Source organism: Anoxybacillus sp. PDR2 (assembly GCF_009834045.1).
Classification (GTDB): Bacteria; Bacillota; Bacilli; order Bacillales; family Anoxybacillaceae; genus Anoxybacteroides; species Anoxybacteroides rupiense.
On sequence record NZ_CP047158.1, the window covers coordinates 3,302,879 to 3,319,408 of the forward strand.

Below are 16,530 nucleotides of genomic sequence, written 5' to 3' on the forward strand. Positions count from 1 at the left end.
TCAATAAAAGAAAACGTCTGGATTGGTGCTGCGGTCGCCTCTTTTTTTAAAGATCCTGCTGGATCAATCATTTAAAACATACCCTTTCTATAGAGTGAACCCACCCTCGCCGCTTGAACACGCGACAAAAGCCTGTCATAAGACTTTCTCCAACAGGCGATTCCAGAAAGCATTCGTTTCATCTTATATAATAAAAATTTATTAAAATCCCTCTATCTTTTCCTTTTGTTTTTTTCTATAATTTTCAAAAGTCTATTATTTTATTCATTTGAGGTGAGGCGAATGATTCTATTCATACTAGCGAATATAGGTATCCTGCTGCTGATGCACTTATTCATTCAAGCCCTTTACTTGCAAAATGATGAAGAGAAATATTTCTCTGCTAACCAAGTCAAATGGCTGCATATTCTGATCGTGTCGTTGGCAGCCATCAGCTTGTTTGATTTGCTGGCTATAAACAGCGGACAGAACTGGAATTGGCAAACGCTCCCCCTTGTCATTTTAGCTATGCTGCATGGTACAAGCTATGCTCTTCCTGCCCTTTGCTTCGTCGTTGCGTGGAGGTGGATATTAGAAGGAGAAGGTACCTTTGCAAGCATTTTATTTGAATGGATGCTGCCTACTTTTTTATCCCTTTCATATTATCGCTTCAAGCTCAAAAAAGGATTTCATTACATCCAAGTTTTCTTCCTCTTTTCTTCCATTTGGCTAATTTCCCAGCTTCCGATCATTCTTTTTTCTCCTTTTAATGGAGAGATATTTCAAAAGGAAACATTCATTCATTTTCTCTCCTTTCAATTAGGAGCACTTCTATTGCTTTTCTTCATTTATTTGGGCAAAAAACAGCTCCAGCTTATAAGAAAGCTTCGATTTTACGCGGACCACGATCCCCTTACCCATTTATACAACATGAGAAAATTTGTAGAGGTCGTCAACAGCCAAAAACAAGGACCGTCTTATTATATCGCGATGCTTGATATCGATTTTTTTAAAAGAATTAATGACACATATGGGCACCAAAACGGGGATGAAGTATTAAAAAAACTAGCGGCCATCATTAAGGAGGTTCTTCCAGAGCGAATCATTGCTGGACGTTACGGGGGAGAGGAATTTATTATTTGCATCATGGTATATAATGAAAAGGAAGCGGTTGCACTGCTTGAAAACCTTCGGATTGCCATTTCCCAGCACACTTTCTATACAATAGATGGAACAGAAATGCCGCATATCACCGTCTCCATCGGTCTTGCGCGATTAAATAGGCAAACGGGGATTGAAAAAGCAATCGAACAAGCTGATCAATATTTATATATAGCCAAGCAAATTGGCCGCAATCGAATTGTGTTTCAACAACCCACTATTCCATCGTAATGCCATTTCTCTCTCCTTTGAACGGGTCCCGCTTTCCTTTACGCTATGCGTAGAAGCTGAAATGGCTCGCTCAATCAGTAGAAGGACTATGAACGAAGCTTAGATGCGGCGATCTCCTTCTTTTTTCGCGCGCTCCCGTTCGTTTAAATGCTTAATTTCCTGAATCATCACTTTTACTTGTTCCTTCGCATCAGGATACAATTGATTCCAGTGTTGTCCAAGCGCGGGCATAGATTTGGCAATATGGGAATAAAGAATCCAAACCTTGACCTTCTCTTTTAACTCATGATTGCTTTGTCCAAGCAGCAATTCTGTATACTTCTCAATAAGTGCTTCAAACTGTTCGATAAAGGATTCATTCATTTTTTATCTCCCTCCGATATCCTTTATTTGTTCATCAGCTAACATAAAAGAGGCCATCTTCACTACCTCAGCCCAGCAAGCCAATAAGTGCCACTTGTTCAGCTGCTAAACCATATAGCGGCGACTACTTTAAAAAAATTAAACGACAACAGGTGCTTGATGTTCCATCCCTAACTCCATATTCTCAACAGCGATCCATCGTCCCGCTTCCTTGTTCTTTAAAAAAGAGGCCGAGAATCTTGCCGCATGTTGTATCCATTATAAACAAAATTTTACCAACATCGCAAAAAATGCGCCCGGTTTGCTCGCAACTATGTTTGCTACTATATGATGAATACAACTTGATACGGCAATATTCCTTAAGAAGTGAGCAGGTGATAACCGATTTTAACTGTTGGTTTTTACAGATATCATTTACTCATCGTATTTACACGGCACAAGAACAACAAATGCATCCATTTATTTTCCACCATCATGAAAACTATCACTCGCAGAGGAAACGAATAATCTCAGAAAAGCTATCGTCAGACAAGCCGTTTTATCGAAGAGCTGATTGTCCCCTATTGTACAAATCAAGGGACATGTTATATAGTTTATGAAGAAAATCATTCATGACTCCGATCACATTGGATAAGCCATACTGCCAAAAAAGGATGATGTGAAAATGACGAATAATGACATGACATATAACATTCAGCAAGTAGCCGCCATAACAGGGCTTTCTAAGCAAGTCATCCGCAAATGGGAGGAACGGTATGGAATCGTTCAGCCGAAACGGCTTGACAACGGATACCGCATTTACTGCGATGAAGAAGTGCAACAGCTTCTATATGTGAAATCTTTAGTAGAGAAAGGCCAGTCTGTCAAACAAGCAGCGCTGCATCTAAAAGAAAAAGCGGCACTCAACCAGAAAAACTTGAACGAACAGGCGGATGACACGCATTCATGGGCTCATGAATCTGTTTGCACATTACTTCATGAGGGAGATCTTTATCATGAAGCAGCTATCTATCGCACTCTACAACGAGCATATCAGATCTATGGGTTGCAGCCCTTCCTCCATTCCATCGTCATTCCCTTTTTGCAAGAGGTAGAAAAGCGCAGGGATCAGGGGCATTGGAGAAAAGATCAAGCAATGTTAGCAAGTGTAGTGGTTCGCGATGTTCTCATCCAAATACGCCGCAACTTCCCTTGCCATGAACATGCGCCATTGCTGCTGGGTGCATGTTTTCCTCAGGAACAGCACGAAATTTGGCTGCAAATCATTTTATTAGAATCTTTGCTTTGCGGCTGGAAGACGATCATGCTTGAACGAATTTCTGCCTTTGATGTCATCGAGTCGGCCGTTCAGCAATTAACACCAAAAAAAGTGGTGCTGTCAGCTTATACAACGGCTTCCTTGGAACAAAATAGCGATCTTCTTACAAAATGTCATCATGTTGCCAAACATTATCCGCACATTTCATTTTATATTGTGTCCCCTGATACAACATCGTATATCCAAGAAGGAACAGCTCCAAATTTACAAATGACCGATGACATTTTCAGCCTTGTAAAAGACCGCTAAAGCAAAGGAACAAAGCTCCCCCGTTTCTTTTGCTCACTAATGAATGAGCAAAAGAGCGATAGATGTTTGACATGGAAAGAAACGATCAGATGTCAACATTATGAGCCGCTTCACAGCCCGAACACGGGACTGCAAGCGGCTCTGCCTTCCCCTGCTGCGCACTTGTCCCTGTCTCTGTCTTTCCCAAAATCCATTCGTTTTCTCTTAGAGGGGATTTATATTATTAAGAGGTGGGAGATCTCTTCATAGGTATATGAAATCATTTTGATAGAAACTTGGAAAAAAAATGAATACTAGATGGATAGGGTCAATCTGTAATCATCTTTTCACACGAAAAAGAGCGAGCTCATCCCCCCTATTTCACAGCCCATAAAAGTAAATATCTTTTAGAATGTTAAGGCTTATAGGAGCTTCTCTTATGAATGTTTCTTTGATATTCCTTCAACAAATATTTTTCTGCGATCATAGGCAAACAGAATCATTGCTGCTCCTAGGCCCGCACAAATCATATACATAAATGAGTATGAAGAGAGGTCAGCTACCGGTCCCATAATGACCCCACCTAATGAAACCCCTAAATCGGCCATAGCAATAAATAATCCCAATAATACATTGCGGTTCATCTCCGGCAGGACAAAGGTTAAGTATGTTGTTAACGTTGGATAGAGAAGGGCTTGAGCGATCCCCATCAAAATGGCACCAACATAGAAAAATATCGCTCCGCCGATTATAGAAAAGCTTACACACTGTGCGGCTACGGCTAAAATCAACATCGTTCCCATGATAAAAGAAGAATGCCATTTGCCATCTGAAGGAATCTTTTTTCTTAAAGCAAAACGAGCAAAAACAACAGTACCCGCCTGAAGCATAAGATAAATTCCCGCATTACCGCTTTTTAATTGCGCAGCATATAGTGGGATAAAAGTGGTGATAGCTCCGAATACAATAGATGCCACTAGCATCAGTACGCTACATTTAAATAAGAATGGATTTTTTACTAACTGGCTAAACGATTGAAGCATCCTTGCCCCTTGTCCAGCATGGTTGGCAGCAGGCTGAGTTTCTTTTTTATCCATCTTTGCACTATATCCAAACAGCCCTGTAAAGATGGCAATGGCGATCATCACCACTGTAAAGTAATCCATCCCTCCTTGCCAAATCCCTAATGCCAGCATGGGACCAATAATGCCTGGTATATATGAAAATAAAGAATATAATGAAATGCCCTGGGAGCGATCCTTTTCTGGCAACGCATCAATAATCCCTATCTGTAATGCCATTGAAAAAAAAGCGGTCGACACCCCTTGCAACATCCGGGCAACCAGAAAGCCTCCTAACTCAGTAAACGTATAGAGGATTAAAGCAAGTCCATTGATAATAAGAATGATGCGTAACACGTTTATCGGTCCATGCTTTTGGATCATATAACCGGCCCATGGCCGAAAGAACATGGTAGTAAACAGATAGGCTCCCATGATCATGCCAATGGTTGTATTGCTTGCTCCCAACGTTTCCCCTTGTAACGGAATAATCACATTCAAAATAGAGTTGGCACTAAAATAAAGAAAAACCAACATATATAAACGCAGAAAAGGCCAAGACATAGCTCCTCGCAATATTTTCTCCTCCTATATAACTACAAATATTCACGGTCCGGTCGAAAGGCGCGTCCACAACTCTGGCTTTTTGTTACCACGGCACTCTCCTTTTAAGCCCATGGATGGTGGCAAGCCCCCACTAACCATTGAAAAACATGCCGAACTTCATGGCTATGGTTGCCATGCCAACCGTTATTAAAAAGTGATAATCATTTGTAATAACTTTCTAGCATATTCTGACTGAACATCCTTTAAGTGTTCAGTTTTAACGATCTCTTCGATTTGACCGTTTCTAAAAAAAATGACCCTGTCACAAATATAAGCGGCGGCCTGTATATCATGGGTTATGAAAATATAACTCATATTGTAGCTTTTCTTTAACTTTTTTAATAAATCCAGCACCTGGGTTTGAACAGATACATCTAAAGAGCTGGTTGCCTCATCTAATAAAATGCATTTCGGTTCTGTTGAAATAGCTCTTGCTATACACACTCTTTGGGCTTCTCCTCCAGATAATTCATGGGGATATTTTTTTCTATAAGATGGGTCTAATCCAACCTGATTTAATAGATGATCAATCTTGCTTTGAATCTCTTTTTGCCCTTTTAAAGGCTCCATAATGGCTTCTTCCACAGTAAAAAACGGATTGATTGAGGAGATATAGTCTTGAAATACAGCACTAATGTTCCCTACTCTCACTTTTCTATCCTGTATGTTTTTCCCCTCAAATAAAACAGTTCCGCGATCCGGCTTTTCAATTCCAAGAATTAAACGGCCCAATGTTGATTTTCCGCTTCCACTTTCTCCGATAATGCCGAGACATTCACCTCTTCTACATTCAAAACTGACATTTTTCAAGATTTTCTGTTTTTCCCTCGAGAATAATCCACCTTTTTTATAGCTTTTCTCCACACAATCAACTTTCAGCAACTTTAAACTCTCCCCATTATTTTTCTAAAATGGTTACTAACCTCAAGTCTTGTCGATACTAAATATCTTGTATATTCATGTTCTGCTTTGGAAAAAACTGTTGAGATATCTCCTCTTTCAACAATTTTTCCATCCTTCATGACTAAAACGTCATCCGCAATTTTTTTCACAACACCTAAATCATGGGAAACAAAGATCATCGAGCATCCCATTCTTTCACGTAATTGAATGAATTGTTCAATGACCTCAAATTGCGAGATGGTATCCAGCGCTGTTGTCGGTTCATCAGCGATCATAATGTCGGGCTCTAATACTAGGGCCAATGCAATCATGATTCGCTGCAGCATTCCGCCTGATAATTGGTGTGGATACTTATTCATCGTCTCTATCGGGTTTTTCAGCATGACACTTTCCATGGCCTTTTTCATTTTTGTTTCTATTTCTTGATTGCTCCATCCGAAATGTGCAGCAAGTGTTTCTCTTAAATGAACGCCGATCACACAAGAGGGATCGAATGCACTCATCCCATTTTGCAGAATCATGCAAAGGTTTTTTCCTCTTTTCTTTCTCATTTCTTTTTCAGAAAGATGGTTTACATTTTCCCCCTTAAAGAAAATGTCCCCTGATTGGTGAATCCAAGGTTTATTTAGTCTCATAATCGACCTGCAAGTCACGGACTTTCCGCTTCCGCTTTCCCCAACAATGGCAAGACAGTTTCCCTGCTTTAAATGGAATGAACTGTTATAAACAATGATTTGGCCCGTGTTCATATCCGTCACTTGCAAATTTTCAACTTCTAGTATATTCATGAATTTTTCCACCTCTTATTTCTGTTTCCACCTCTTGTTTCTGAATTTTATTAGTAGAACGTATTAATTTCGGGTCTAAAGCAACTTGAAGCGCATCAGATAAGAAATTAAATGCTGATACGACAATAATGATCGCTAATCCGGGCGCTAGCATTAGCTCTGGTCTTGAAAACATCACTTGCCTTGCCTCATTGAGCATCATTCCCCATTCAGCATTTGGGGCTTGAATTCCCAGACCTAGGAATGAAAATCCCGATATTTGCAAAGTCATGGAACCCATCGAACCGCTTGAAACAACGGCAATATCAGAAAGTGTAACAGGGACAATATGCTTCCAGATAATTTGTATGTCACTCATACCAGTTGCTTTAGAAAATTTGACATAGTCTAATTCCGCATACTGCATAACAGCCGTTCTGATTACTCGAGCAAACCATGCCCATTTCATCAAAATAAACGCAATCAATATATTCTTAAGCCCGATCCCCAAAATACCGACAACCGCCAATGTCATAACGTACCCTGGGAAAGAAAGCATAATATCACAAATTCTCATCATAAAGAAATCGACTGTTCCTCTAAAGTAACCCGCTATAAAACCGGCAATAGCTCCAATTAAAACAGATATGAATAATGCTCCTAAAACCCATAAAACGCTGGGACGAATGCCATAAATTAATCTGGATAAAATGCATCTCCCCAAGTGATCGTTGCCTAATAGGTATTCCCAAGAGGGTGCCGCAAACCGAAGTCTCATATTTACTTCATTAGGATCATGCGGCGCGATGTAAGGAGCCAATATACCAGCAACAATCGTCACAACAATGAGGATAAAAGATGCAGCGGCCAATCGATCTTTACTTAAGTTTCTTAATATTGTCATTTATAATCCCTTCCTTAATTTAGGGTTCATCGCCGCATTGATAATGTCAGAAAGCGTGTTAAATAACACAAAAGCGGCCGCCAGTATAAGAACATAAGCTTGGATAATCGGAAAGTCTCGGCTTAGAATAGATCTAACACTTAAACTTCCTAATCCTGGCCATGCAAAAACATTCTCGATCACTACCGTACTCCCCAATATAATAGGAATAGCCATACAAAATATTGAAACAGCAACTTGTAACGAATTTCTTAAGATATGCATGGTAATTTTCCTCTCAGGTACACCGCATGCCCTTGCATATAGGACATAGTCTTCGTTTAAGTGGTTTAACATCGAACTTCTCACCACCCGAAAATAAATGCCAGCGTAATTAATCGCAATGACAGCCACCGGAAGAATATAACTTTTATATGAATCCATTCCGTTTGTCGGTAACAAGTCCAACTTAACAGCAAAGTACCAAATCATCAGCGACGCAAGCCAATAGGACGGCATGGTTGCTAGGAAAAAGGAAAATCCTCTTACCGATTGATCAATGATGGTTCCTTCTCTCAACGCGCAAACGACACCTAATAAGATGGATAAAATAATAATCACAACAGACGAAACGACCGTTAGCTTTAATGTGTTAAGAAAAGCTGGACCTATTAATGACCAAACTGGTTGTCCTGTCACGTATGAATTCCCAAAATCCAACTGCAAGCATGCCACAAGCCAATCGAAATATCTTACGATAAATGGTTTATCGAGTCCCAGTTCTGCTTTCGTTTGAGTCATTAATTCATCGGTTATTTTAGGGACGCCTTGCGCATGCAACACCACTTCGGCCGGATCTTGAGGAGAAAGGTTCATGAAAACAAACGTCAAAAACGAAATGATCAAAAGCAAGGGAATGGATACCAGTATCCTCTTCATCATGTAACTTCCCATAGAAACCTCCTTCTACGTGACAAAATCGTTCGAAAGCACACTCGCAATCATTACCATGATCTAGAAAGACAGCGCTAAAAAATTTATAGTCGGAAGGCAAGTCCGCCGCCTTGCCTTCCACAGTGGAAAACGCCCAAGCTTCACGCATGTGAAATTTGCTCTTTAAGAAACCATCATTTTCCCCTGTTTTGCTAGTTCATAAGAGTAATCAATCAGTATTCACCTTTTTATCGCAATGGCTATTCAACATCCATTTGTTCAAATGGCAACTCGAATTGTGTTTGTTTAAATGAGATGCCTTTTACATTTTTTGGCGCAACTATAGTGATTCGGCCGTTTGTAATTGGAATAAAGACGGCCTCGTCATGAACAATGGTTAAGATATCCGCATACAACGATTTTCTCGTTTCCTCATCAGTGGACCCTGTCACTTCTTTAATTTTTTTGTAGAGTTCATCTGCTTCTGCGATGCCGCTCGTCGTATGCAAATAAGCAGACTCCGAAGTAAAGCCGGCAATTGTGCTTTGAGGATCATATGCTAATCCCCATGTTTGGTTGAATAATAAATCATAGTCACCTGTTGTTCTTCTATTAGCGATTGAAGTGGATTCTTCACCAATGATCTCCAGCTCGACTCCTATCTCTTTTAAGGAACTTTGAATCAATTCAGCTTCAGCTTTTTGGGAAGGAGAGTTGCTATCATAATACAATTTCACGGCCAATTTTTTGCCATCTTTCGTCCTCACTTCAGCTCCCTCCTCTAATGTCCAGCCTGCTTTTTCTAAAATTTCTTTTGCTTTTTCTAAATCATAGCCCCGCTTCTTCAAGTCAACATCTGCATACGGAACATTAGATGAAAAAAGGGTATTAGCTACTGTTTCAGTGCCATTTAAAATATCTTTGCTAATGGTTTTTCTATCGATTGCGTACCAAATGGCTTCACGAACAGCGGTTTCACTGACTGGGCTATCCACTTTGCTGCTATTGGCTACGATCATCTTCGTATTCATCGGTTCACTTTTAACAAGTTGATAATTGCCTGAATCCACTAATTGATTCATTGCTTCAATGTCAATGCTGTCTACACCTCGATCATCTGTGAAAACAAAGTTGACTTCTCCTTTTTGTAAGGCTAAAAATGTTGTTTCACCTGCAGGAAGAACTTTAAAAGTAATTTTCTTCATTTTAGGTGAGCCGCCCCAATAGTTTGGATTGGCTTCAAACGTTGCATATTGATCAACTTTATGTTCAGTGAGAACATATGGTCCTGTACCATGATAGCCTTTTACGCCATCTTTTGTGCCCCCATTAGTAAAATCTTTAGGTGACATAAATACATAAGGTCTAGTCAAAGATAGTTCAAGCAACGTTGGATAATAGGGCTCCGATAGCACTAACTCAACGGTATATTCGTCTATTACATTGCAACTGACTATTTTGGTTGATAGTTTGATCCAAGCATGTTTTTCTGCATTGTTTTGCACAGCATCAATATTTTTCTTCACTGCCTCTGCGTTAAATGGTTCGCCATCATGGAATTTCACGCCCTTTCTTAAATGAAATGTGTATACTTTTCCATCCTTCGAAATTTCCCATGATTCAGCGAGCAAAGGCTTGATTCCGTCTTTGGTATTTTCCACTAATGATTCATATACCATCCCTTGAGCTGGCATTGAGCCTGCATACAAATGCGGATTCATATCATTAATGTCTTTCGTTGTTGCAATCACTAGTTCTCTATTATTAGAAGCACCTCTTTTCTTGTTATTGCTATCAGAGTTCGTCGAATGGGCAGAGCAAGCAACTAGCATAGATAAGACTAAAAACATAAGAGCCACTATCTTCAACTTTTTTACTATCATGTATTTCTTCTCCCCTTAAGTCTTATTTATATACCATTTATCCGGCTGGAACATTGTCGTAGCGCAGGTCTGAACAACGCCGCTGATCCGTTTATGGTTCTGTCAAACGGCGCTGTTCAACACCCGATCATCGTTCCAGCTCCATATCGATGCAAAAACGAACATGTCAAGCGACAGCTACAAAATTGAACACAACTCACTTTCGCATGTAAAATATAATCTATTTTCCAATCATTATCATCGGATTAAATCGAATTGATTACGATTTATATAACATACTACTTTATATCATCTAAGGCATTCGGTATCTTTCAACTCTTCGCTGTTATGCTTTTTCCGATTTCACTGCATATCATTTGCAAATCTTCCGCAAAATGTTGAACGGTAAATGCATGAGACAATAATTCTTCTCTATGAGATTGAGTAAATGTTTCGATTTTCCTTTCATATCTTTCAATAAATGTATCGATTGTTGGACAATCCACGTTTAAATATTTGGCGATCCCTTGTATGATTTTTATGCGATAATAGTCTTCCTTAGGCATTCTTGGGATCTCCCAATACCCTTCCTTGTTGACAAATACCTTCCTAAATGGAACAGCAGAAAAATCAAAATATTTTCCTTCTTTATCTGGTTCTGAAAAAGGATCGATCAATAGGGAAGTATAACGGATATACAATAAATACTCTTGATGAATAGGCTCCAAATGATTGAAATTTTCAATATCCTCGCGTGATAAGCTTTCCGGTCTTACCGGATAATTATCATCGATCATAAATTTAAGCAAATTGATACCTTGTATATTCATTTTCCCGATCATATTCATAATTTCTTTCCAATGAGCCAGCATTTCACGAATTAAATATTGCGTAATAGGCCCCTCAGGATAAATTTTGTATACATATTTCTTCGTATCTAACTCCCCAAATATCGCTTGTAATGAAAAATCGTTCATAAATAACGGCGGATGGACATATAAAGAAATATTTCTTGTTTCCGCCTCAATCGGGGACTGCATCCTTTCTAAGGCAATGCCTAACTTTTCATATAGCTGACACAGTCTGTCGATATTCTCAGACGGATCATGTGTCGATCCTATATAAATTTTTTTCTTCACACCTGTTGTTAAAACATGATTAGGCGGCTGGTTATGTATCCATCGCGTATCGCCGTAATAGGTGGAGAAACTAATAATTTCTACATCTGAATTTATACGTTTCATATAGTTTCTGATTAAGCTATTTGAACCGAAAGTTGGAGAAATTAAAACAATACATTTAACTTGTTTTAATAGCTCATCATTCATTTGCTTTAATACGTCCATATAAGCATCTGTTGTTACGGAAAAAATAATGGTATCCCAGTCCCCTTTAATTGTTCCATATCCTTTAAACACTTGATCAATAAAGCATTCCCCTGCCATAGCTTGATGCTTTTCATTTTGAACGCTCACACGAATAAGATGGCCACTTTGCTTAAGAGCCGCAAAGACTTTTTCCGAACGAACAGATTCTCTCCCGGAAATCCCCACATAGCAATTCAACTGTTTTTTTAAAGTGGCAGCAAGCTGAATGGATGTTGGTCCGGTTCCTAACAACAAGACTCGTTTAAAGCCGCTCATAAAAACCTCCCTTTCTATTAAGCGAATAAGCTATACTTTTTTGTACAGCGCTATATCAAATACGTGCTCTGGGCGTATGATATGCTCAACTAACTTCCATTTTTCCTCATCTACTTCTCGTAATGGATAATTAAATAAAGACTTTAATTGATTACCATACCTCATAGCCACCACTACATGGTCATTGGTTAATTCATATAATTGGTCCAATATGTCGTATTTACTTTCAACAGTTGAACTGAAGATGACATGGGTGACGTCTTTCGTAAAATCAAGATCTTCCACTGATAATTTTTCTAATCTTATGTTTAATCCGCTCCCTAGTCTTTCCACGACATTTCGGCCAAGTTGAATAGCCTCATCATCGATATCTATGCCAACAACCTCCGCCCCAGTTCGTTTAGCAATTAATAAGGGGGTCATCGGGAATGAACCCGAGCCTACTAATAATACTTTTGATTCAGAAGTGATTCGGAAACTGCCAAACTCTTCTTCAATGCATGATTCGATATTTTTAAAATAATCGGCTATTTCAACATGTCCATCTCGCAATTTTAAGGCACGATATTTTTCCATAATCGCCACGCAAAGGGCTGATTTTTTCCTCAAATTCGCCACAAGCTGACTCCATTCGCTGGATTCGTGAAGTTCTAGTTGCTCCCAAGCCTCTTGATTTTTCTCATTTGTTATAAATTTGGAGTAGTCATCTATTAAAAGCTCTAATTCTGAACAATGATTGATTGTATGATCATACTTTTTGGCCAACTCATCAAACTTCTCTAAAAAGTAGCTTAAAGATTCTTGAAAAGTTTTTAAGACAATCATTCATTTCACCCCCATACAATGCGGTAACTAAACATTAATAAAAGCCTTACCTTGTGCGACTATCCCGACACATCCTTCAATCTTAAGATTTGTTAATATTCCCTCATGGCAATGGGCCACTACCTTCATAGTGCCTCCGGGCTGCCTAATCGTTGCAGCAACATTTCTTTTATTCTTATTTTTCCATGCTAAATAGGCTCCTAAGGACGCCGTACCTGAGCCGCAACCTCTTTCCCAAACCATACTGTCTAGATGAGGAACGTAAATGAGGGGAGCCAATTCATCAGATTTCGACTTATACAATAAAATGCCGATCAAATTAGCTCCGATAGTGATCCCAAGCAATCTTGCTAATGATTGAGCTTTTTCCCTCACGGCACTACTAAATTCATTCACTTCTATCACAATATGGATGAACTCCTGATATCTCACGATCACAATATCCAAATCGTCTCCGTCATACTGAATCGTTTTCTGTTCGATCTGTTTAGGAATCGGCATAGTAACTTGACAATAATATTCATCTGAATCCCTTTTTACTTGGCACATTATTAATCTGTCCGTGCCCGAGGCTTCCAATAAAAGTTCCATCCAATCATTCTGCTTTAGCCCTTTTTCAGATGCAATATAAGCGGCCAACGCCATGCAAGCATTGCCGCAAAATTCACCTCCGGCCATCTGTAGATGGGCAGCAGCTTGATGATTTCTCGGCTTTTCTATAAAACCTACCTGCTCAGCATATACATTGTCATATGACATAATTTTTGAAGCGATCCGTCCATACTCCTCAACTGGTTGATTAGCTTTTACGAGAACGGTCATATTTTGTGTTGGATTAAATTTAATAAAATCGATTTCCTGTTTCATCGCAGCTCCCCTTTACACTTATATTTGCTTCATAATCATCTTTTGTAAAGCGTAATGATTATGATTTTCATTTTAGAACAAATTATATCATATGGTTAAACATTGTCAATATTGTTATATTTTTTATATTAGTGAACACGAATTGTGCATAAAGAGAGGATATTCTCTTGGTGAATGAACCTCCCCTTTCACTTTGTCTAGAGTTGGGAGACTTCTCGGTGGATGGTGTTTTCTGCGCGTCGAAATTCCTAAACAACGCTGCTTTCAGGTTCGTTGGTGGCTCTGTGAATGAGCGTAGTTTGGCTACTTGGCCGTCAAAAAATCCTCCTTAAGCACCATATTTATAAAAAGATAAGTAGATGGTATATTTTTTTTGCGAAATCCTCACGCAATGGAGACTCATATGAAGGGAGCCACGCTAAGCTTTATTGATGTTGCCCAAATGGTTGAAGCGAACCCTCGGCTAAAGAATCATAGCCATAAAGATTGTTTGGCTTATGTCCATTCTTATCATGCTATATGTCTCATTAAGCCCATATAACGCCTATAAAAAGAAAGAATGATAGAAATTTTCAAAACATATCATTATGGTTATATGTGCCGCCATGTTATAATGGGTCATGTAGAAATTTCCATAAGGAGGTCTCAAATGATGTATGATGTAGCGATTATCGGTGCTGGACCAGCCGGCGCAAGCGCCGCTCTGTTCACCGCAAAAGCCGGAAAGAAAACGCTATTAATTGACAATGGAAAAAGTATGACAAAGCGGGCTTGGGTTGAAAATCATTACGGTGTCATGGAGATCACGGGAACCGATTTAGTAGAGACAGGAAAGAAGCAAGCGGCTAAATTTGGCGCAGAACTCATAAGCGGTCAAGTGACCAGCATTCAAAAGCTAGAAAAAGGATTTCAAATTGAAGCAGCCGAGCAAACATTCGAGGCTGAGCATATTATTCTAGCAACCGGTATAGCAACAGACCTCGCAGAAAAAATTGGAGTCAAAACAAAACAAGGAACTGAACCGAGAATTAAAACGATCGTTGAAGTAGATAAGCTAGGACGAACCAATGTAGAAGGGATTTGGGCCGCCGGCACAGTGGCTGGCGTCAGCGTGCATACCATCATCACCGCTGGCGATGGAGCCAAAGTTGCCATTAATCTCATTAGCGAGTTAAATGGCGCGCGCTACGTTGATCATGATGTTCTCCAATCATAAAATTCAAAGGGGCAGCCTTCAAAACGACGCTGCCCCTTTGATTGCTTTATGGTGCCTAGAAAGATCCCCTCCTTGTACGAGCAAACCTCTCTCTAAATAGAAATCAGCTTTCGATATAAAAATGTCTCTCTTAACCGGAAAATTATAAAAAATGAATATACGCACATCGTACGAGATCAAATCGAAGTACTTGTTGTCTTGGGGTGGTATCGAATGGTATCACACCCTTTTCTGAAAAGAAACACCGCTCTTTTGATGATGGCTTAAAAGAGACGCAATATCACTTACTCTCTTCCATCACTGTTTAGCGGAAATGATTCTTTGGCGATTGCTAAATAAAACATGAGGGTCAGGACATGGATCACCGCAAGAACTAAGAAGAGATTGCTGTAAACAGCTCCGTTTGTATAGACATTGGCAGGGTTCCAAGCAACATCAGCCCCAAGATCGATCATTTTCCCATAAATCCCCGATGCCATTCCGCCGGCAATAAAATTTAACATAGACAACAGTCCCATGCCGACTCCTGAATATTCCTTCAGCAAGGTCAGCGAAACGGCATTCGATATGGCAATCGTGATAAACGTTTGCCCCACTTGACCGATCACCAAAAAGAAAGCGATCCATAAAGGAGAGATGCCTATAAAAGTAGAGAGTAAGGCAAAACAGAGAATTAATAAGCTTGAGGCAATAGAGTACAAATAAGTGTTACCTTTTCTATCGGCTAACTTTCCTCCTTTTTGTCCGAGCAAAGCGGCTGTTAGCGCGGCCGGGACCATAGCCATACTGATCCAAGCGGGAGGCAGATGATGAATTTCGGCTAAAAATAAAGGGCTCAGAAAATAAAGGGAAAAACCGATTCCGCTCACGATAAAAGCAATCGCTAATCGCCTTGTATATTGTTTATTCTTAAAAAGCTGAGGTTGAATAAAAGGTTGGCGAGCCGTCAGAATACGCAAACTGAACACCCCCAATCCAATCATCCCTCCTAACAACAGCCACCATGATTCATTGGTGACGCTTAATAACCATAAAGTGACGGATGCAGCAAGCAAAAATCCCCCGATCCAGTCTATATGGGCCGATGAACCTTCTTCATCGCCAAGGTATTGGCGATAAAACGGCAAAGTCAATAAGAGAAACACAGGAATACAAAATAACCATCGCCAATGGACCATGCTGATCATTAAAGCAGAAATAATCGGACCAAGTGCGCTCCCTAGGGCTAAGCCAACAAAGGCCGTTCCCATCGCGTGTCCCCTTTGCTCGGGAGGAAAATAGCGTAAAGGAATCAGCATGGCTGACGCTGGGATTGCGGCGGCCCCTGACGCCTGTAAACACCTAGCAGCAAGAACCATCGAAAATGATTGAGCTACAAGACCAAGAAGTGAACCTGCCGCCAGTACAAGCAAGCCAACGGTCAAGATGTTTTTCAATTTGTAGCGGTCCGCCAGCTTTCCATATATCACGGTTCCGATTCCATAAATGAGGGAGTAAGCGGACGTGACCCAGCTGACTTGGGCTGTCGTTAAATGAAACGACTCGCTGATCTCTGGCAGAACAAAATTAAACATCAGAATACTCATAGACGACAGAGTTAAGGTAAACATCACCACACGCATCAATTTCATGCCTTCTTGCCGAGAAAACGGGGCATCCATCTTGATTAGACCTCCTCTTTATT

14 protein-coding genes are annotated in these 16,530 nt (G+C 39.9%); 3 read left to right on the forward strand and 11 right to left on the reverse strand.

The genetic code is table 11. From position 1 onward, the window contains the following. The first annotated feature begins 282 nt into the window (after positions 1-282). Complete coding sequence (locus GRQ40_RS15955) at positions 283-1,371, forward strand: GGDEF domain-containing protein (RefSeq protein ID WP_159720350.1); 1,089 nt, start codon at positions 283-285, stop codon at positions 1,369-1,371. A 99-nt stretch (positions 1,372-1,470) separates the two neighbouring features. Here the strand turns inward: GRQ40_RS15955 and GRQ40_RS15960 are convergent, their stop codons facing one another. Further along, positions 1,471-1,734 carry a DUF2573 family protein gene (locus GRQ40_RS15960; RefSeq protein WP_066148773.1) on the reverse strand — a complete coding sequence of 88 codons (264 nt, stop codon included), beginning with the start codon at positions 1,732-1,734 and terminating at the stop codon, positions 1,471-1,473. Between the two features lie 664 nt (positions 1,735-2,398). Between GRQ40_RS15960 and GRQ40_RS15965 the strand changes: the two genes are divergently transcribed. Beyond that, a complete protein-coding gene (locus GRQ40_RS15965; RefSeq protein WP_159720351.1) occupies positions 2,399-3,301 on the forward strand; it encodes a MerR family transcriptional regulator in 903 nt (300 codons plus the stop codon). Positions 3,302-3,717: 416 nt separating this feature from the next. Here the strand turns inward: GRQ40_RS15965 and GRQ40_RS15970 are convergent, their stop codons facing one another. The 9 genes from GRQ40_RS15970 to GRQ40_RS16010 form a co-directional block, all read right to left on the reverse strand. Continuing rightward, the gene (locus GRQ40_RS15970) at positions 3,718-4,917 is read right to left on the reverse strand and encodes a staphylopine family metallophore export MFS transporter CntE (protein ID WP_066148770.1); all 1,200 of its coding nucleotides are present in this window, start codon (positions 4,915-4,917) and stop codon (positions 3,718-3,720) included. Positions 4,918-5,094: 177 nt separating this feature from the next. Continuing rightward, positions 5,095-5,829: an ABC transporter ATP-binding protein gene (locus GRQ40_RS15975; protein WP_159720352.1), complete on the reverse strand. Its 735-nt coding sequence runs from the start codon at positions 5,827-5,829 to the stop codon at positions 5,095-5,097. Positions 5,830-5,831: 2 nt separating this feature from the next. After that, positions 5,832-6,638, reverse strand: a complete 807-nt coding sequence (locus GRQ40_RS15980) for a staphylopine uptake ABC transporter ATP-binding protein CntD (protein ID WP_159720353.1) — start codon at positions 6,636-6,638, stop codon at positions 5,832-5,834. Then, positions 6,619-7,521, reverse strand: coding sequence for a staphylopine uptake ABC transporter permease subunit CntC (gene opp1C / locus GRQ40_RS15985; RefSeq protein ID WP_159720354.1), 903 nt, complete (start codon positions 7,519-7,521; stop codon positions 6,619-6,621). Before opp1C ends, GRQ40_RS15980 begins: the two co-directional genes overlap by 20 nt. Further along, the gene (gene opp1B, locus GRQ40_RS15990; RefSeq protein WP_159720355.1) at positions 7,522-8,454 is read right to left on the reverse strand and encodes a nickel/cobalt ABC transporter permease; all 933 of its coding nucleotides are present in this window, start codon (positions 8,452-8,454) and stop codon (positions 7,522-7,524) included. It lies immediately after the preceding gene. Between the two features lie 239 nt (positions 8,455-8,693). Next, a complete protein-coding gene (nikA, locus tag GRQ40_RS15995; protein ID WP_159720356.1) occupies positions 8,694-10,316 on the reverse strand; it encodes a staphylopine-dependent metal ABC transporter substrate-binding lipoprotein in 1,623 nt (540 codons plus the stop codon). Positions 10,317-10,627: 311 nt separating this feature from the next. Then, a complete protein-coding gene (locus GRQ40_RS16000; protein ID WP_159720357.1) occupies positions 10,628-11,938 on the reverse strand; it encodes an opine metallophore biosynthesis dehydrogenase in 1,311 nt (436 codons plus the stop codon). 30 nt (positions 11,939-11,968) lie between these two features. Then, positions 11,969-12,763 (reverse strand): nicotianamine synthase family protein, encoded by a 795-nt coding sequence (locus tag GRQ40_RS16005; RefSeq protein ID WP_066148758.1) that lies wholly within the window; start codon positions 12,761-12,763, stop codon positions 11,969-11,971. 27 nt (positions 12,764-12,790) lie between these two features. Continuing rightward, the gene (locus GRQ40_RS16010) at positions 12,791-13,630 is read right to left on the reverse strand and encodes a histidine racemase CntK family protein (RefSeq protein ID WP_159720358.1); all 840 of its coding nucleotides are present in this window, start codon (positions 13,628-13,630) and stop codon (positions 12,791-12,793) included. A gap of 652 nt (positions 13,631-14,282) precedes the next feature. On the opposite strand from GRQ40_RS16010, the gene GRQ40_RS16015 reads away from it, so the two are divergent. After that, positions 14,283-14,846 (forward strand): FAD-dependent oxidoreductase, encoded by a 564-nt coding sequence (locus tag GRQ40_RS16015; protein WP_159720946.1) that lies wholly within the window; start codon positions 14,283-14,285, stop codon positions 14,844-14,846. Positions 14,847-15,130: 284 nt separating this feature from the next. On the opposite strand, the gene GRQ40_RS16020 is transcribed toward GRQ40_RS16015, so the two are convergent. Beyond that, the gene (locus GRQ40_RS16020; protein ID WP_159720359.1) at positions 15,131-16,507 is read right to left on the reverse strand and encodes an MFS transporter; all 1,377 of its coding nucleotides are present in this window, start codon (positions 16,505-16,507) and stop codon (positions 15,131-15,133) included. Between the last annotated feature and the right edge of the window lie 23 nt (positions 16,508-16,530).

Bases quoted from the DNA above. Each gene is read 5' to 3' on its own strand.
- GRQ40_RS16000 (WP_159720357.1), bottom strand. From the start codon at position 11,938: ATGAGCGGCTTTAAACGAGTCTTGTTGTTAGGAACCGGACCAACATCC.
- GRQ40_RS16010 (WP_159720358.1), bottom strand. From the start codon at position 13,630: ATGAAACAGGAAATCGATTTTATTAAATTTAATCCAACACAAAATATG.
- nikA (WP_159720356.1), bottom strand. From the start codon at position 10,316: ATGATAGTAAAAAAGTTGAAGATAGTGGCTCTTATGTTTTTAGTCTTA.
- GRQ40_RS15965 (WP_159720351.1), top strand. From the start codon at position 2,399: ATGACGAATAATGACATGACATATAACATTCAGCAAGTAGCCGCCATA.
- opp1C (WP_159720354.1), bottom strand. From the start codon at position 7,521: ATGACAATATTAAGAAACTTAAGTAAAGATCGATTGGCCGCTGCATCT.
- GRQ40_RS16020 (WP_159720359.1), bottom strand. From the start codon at position 16,507: ATGGATGCCCCGTTTTCTCGGCAAGAAGGCATGAAATTGATGCGTGTG.
- GRQ40_RS15980 (WP_159720353.1), bottom strand. From the start codon at position 6,638: ATGAATATACTAGAAGTTGAAAATTTGCAAGTGACGGATATGAACACG.
- GRQ40_RS15955 (WP_159720350.1), top strand. From the start codon at position 283: ATGATTCTATTCATACTAGCGAATATAGGTATCCTGCTGCTGATGCAC.
- GRQ40_RS16015 (WP_159720946.1), top strand. From the start codon at position 14,283: ATGTATGATGTAGCGATTATCGGTGCTGGACCAGCCGGCGCAAGCGCC.
- opp1B (WP_159720355.1), bottom strand. From the start codon at position 8,454: ATGGGAAGTTACATGATGAAGAGGATACTGGTATCCATTCCCTTGCTT.
- GRQ40_RS16005 (WP_066148758.1), bottom strand. From the start codon at position 12,763: ATGATTGTCTTAAAAACTTTTCAAGAATCTTTAAGCTACTTTTTAGAG.
- GRQ40_RS15960 (WP_066148773.1), bottom strand. From the start codon at position 1,734: ATGAATGAATCCTTTATCGAACAGTTTGAAGCACTTATTGAGAAGTAT.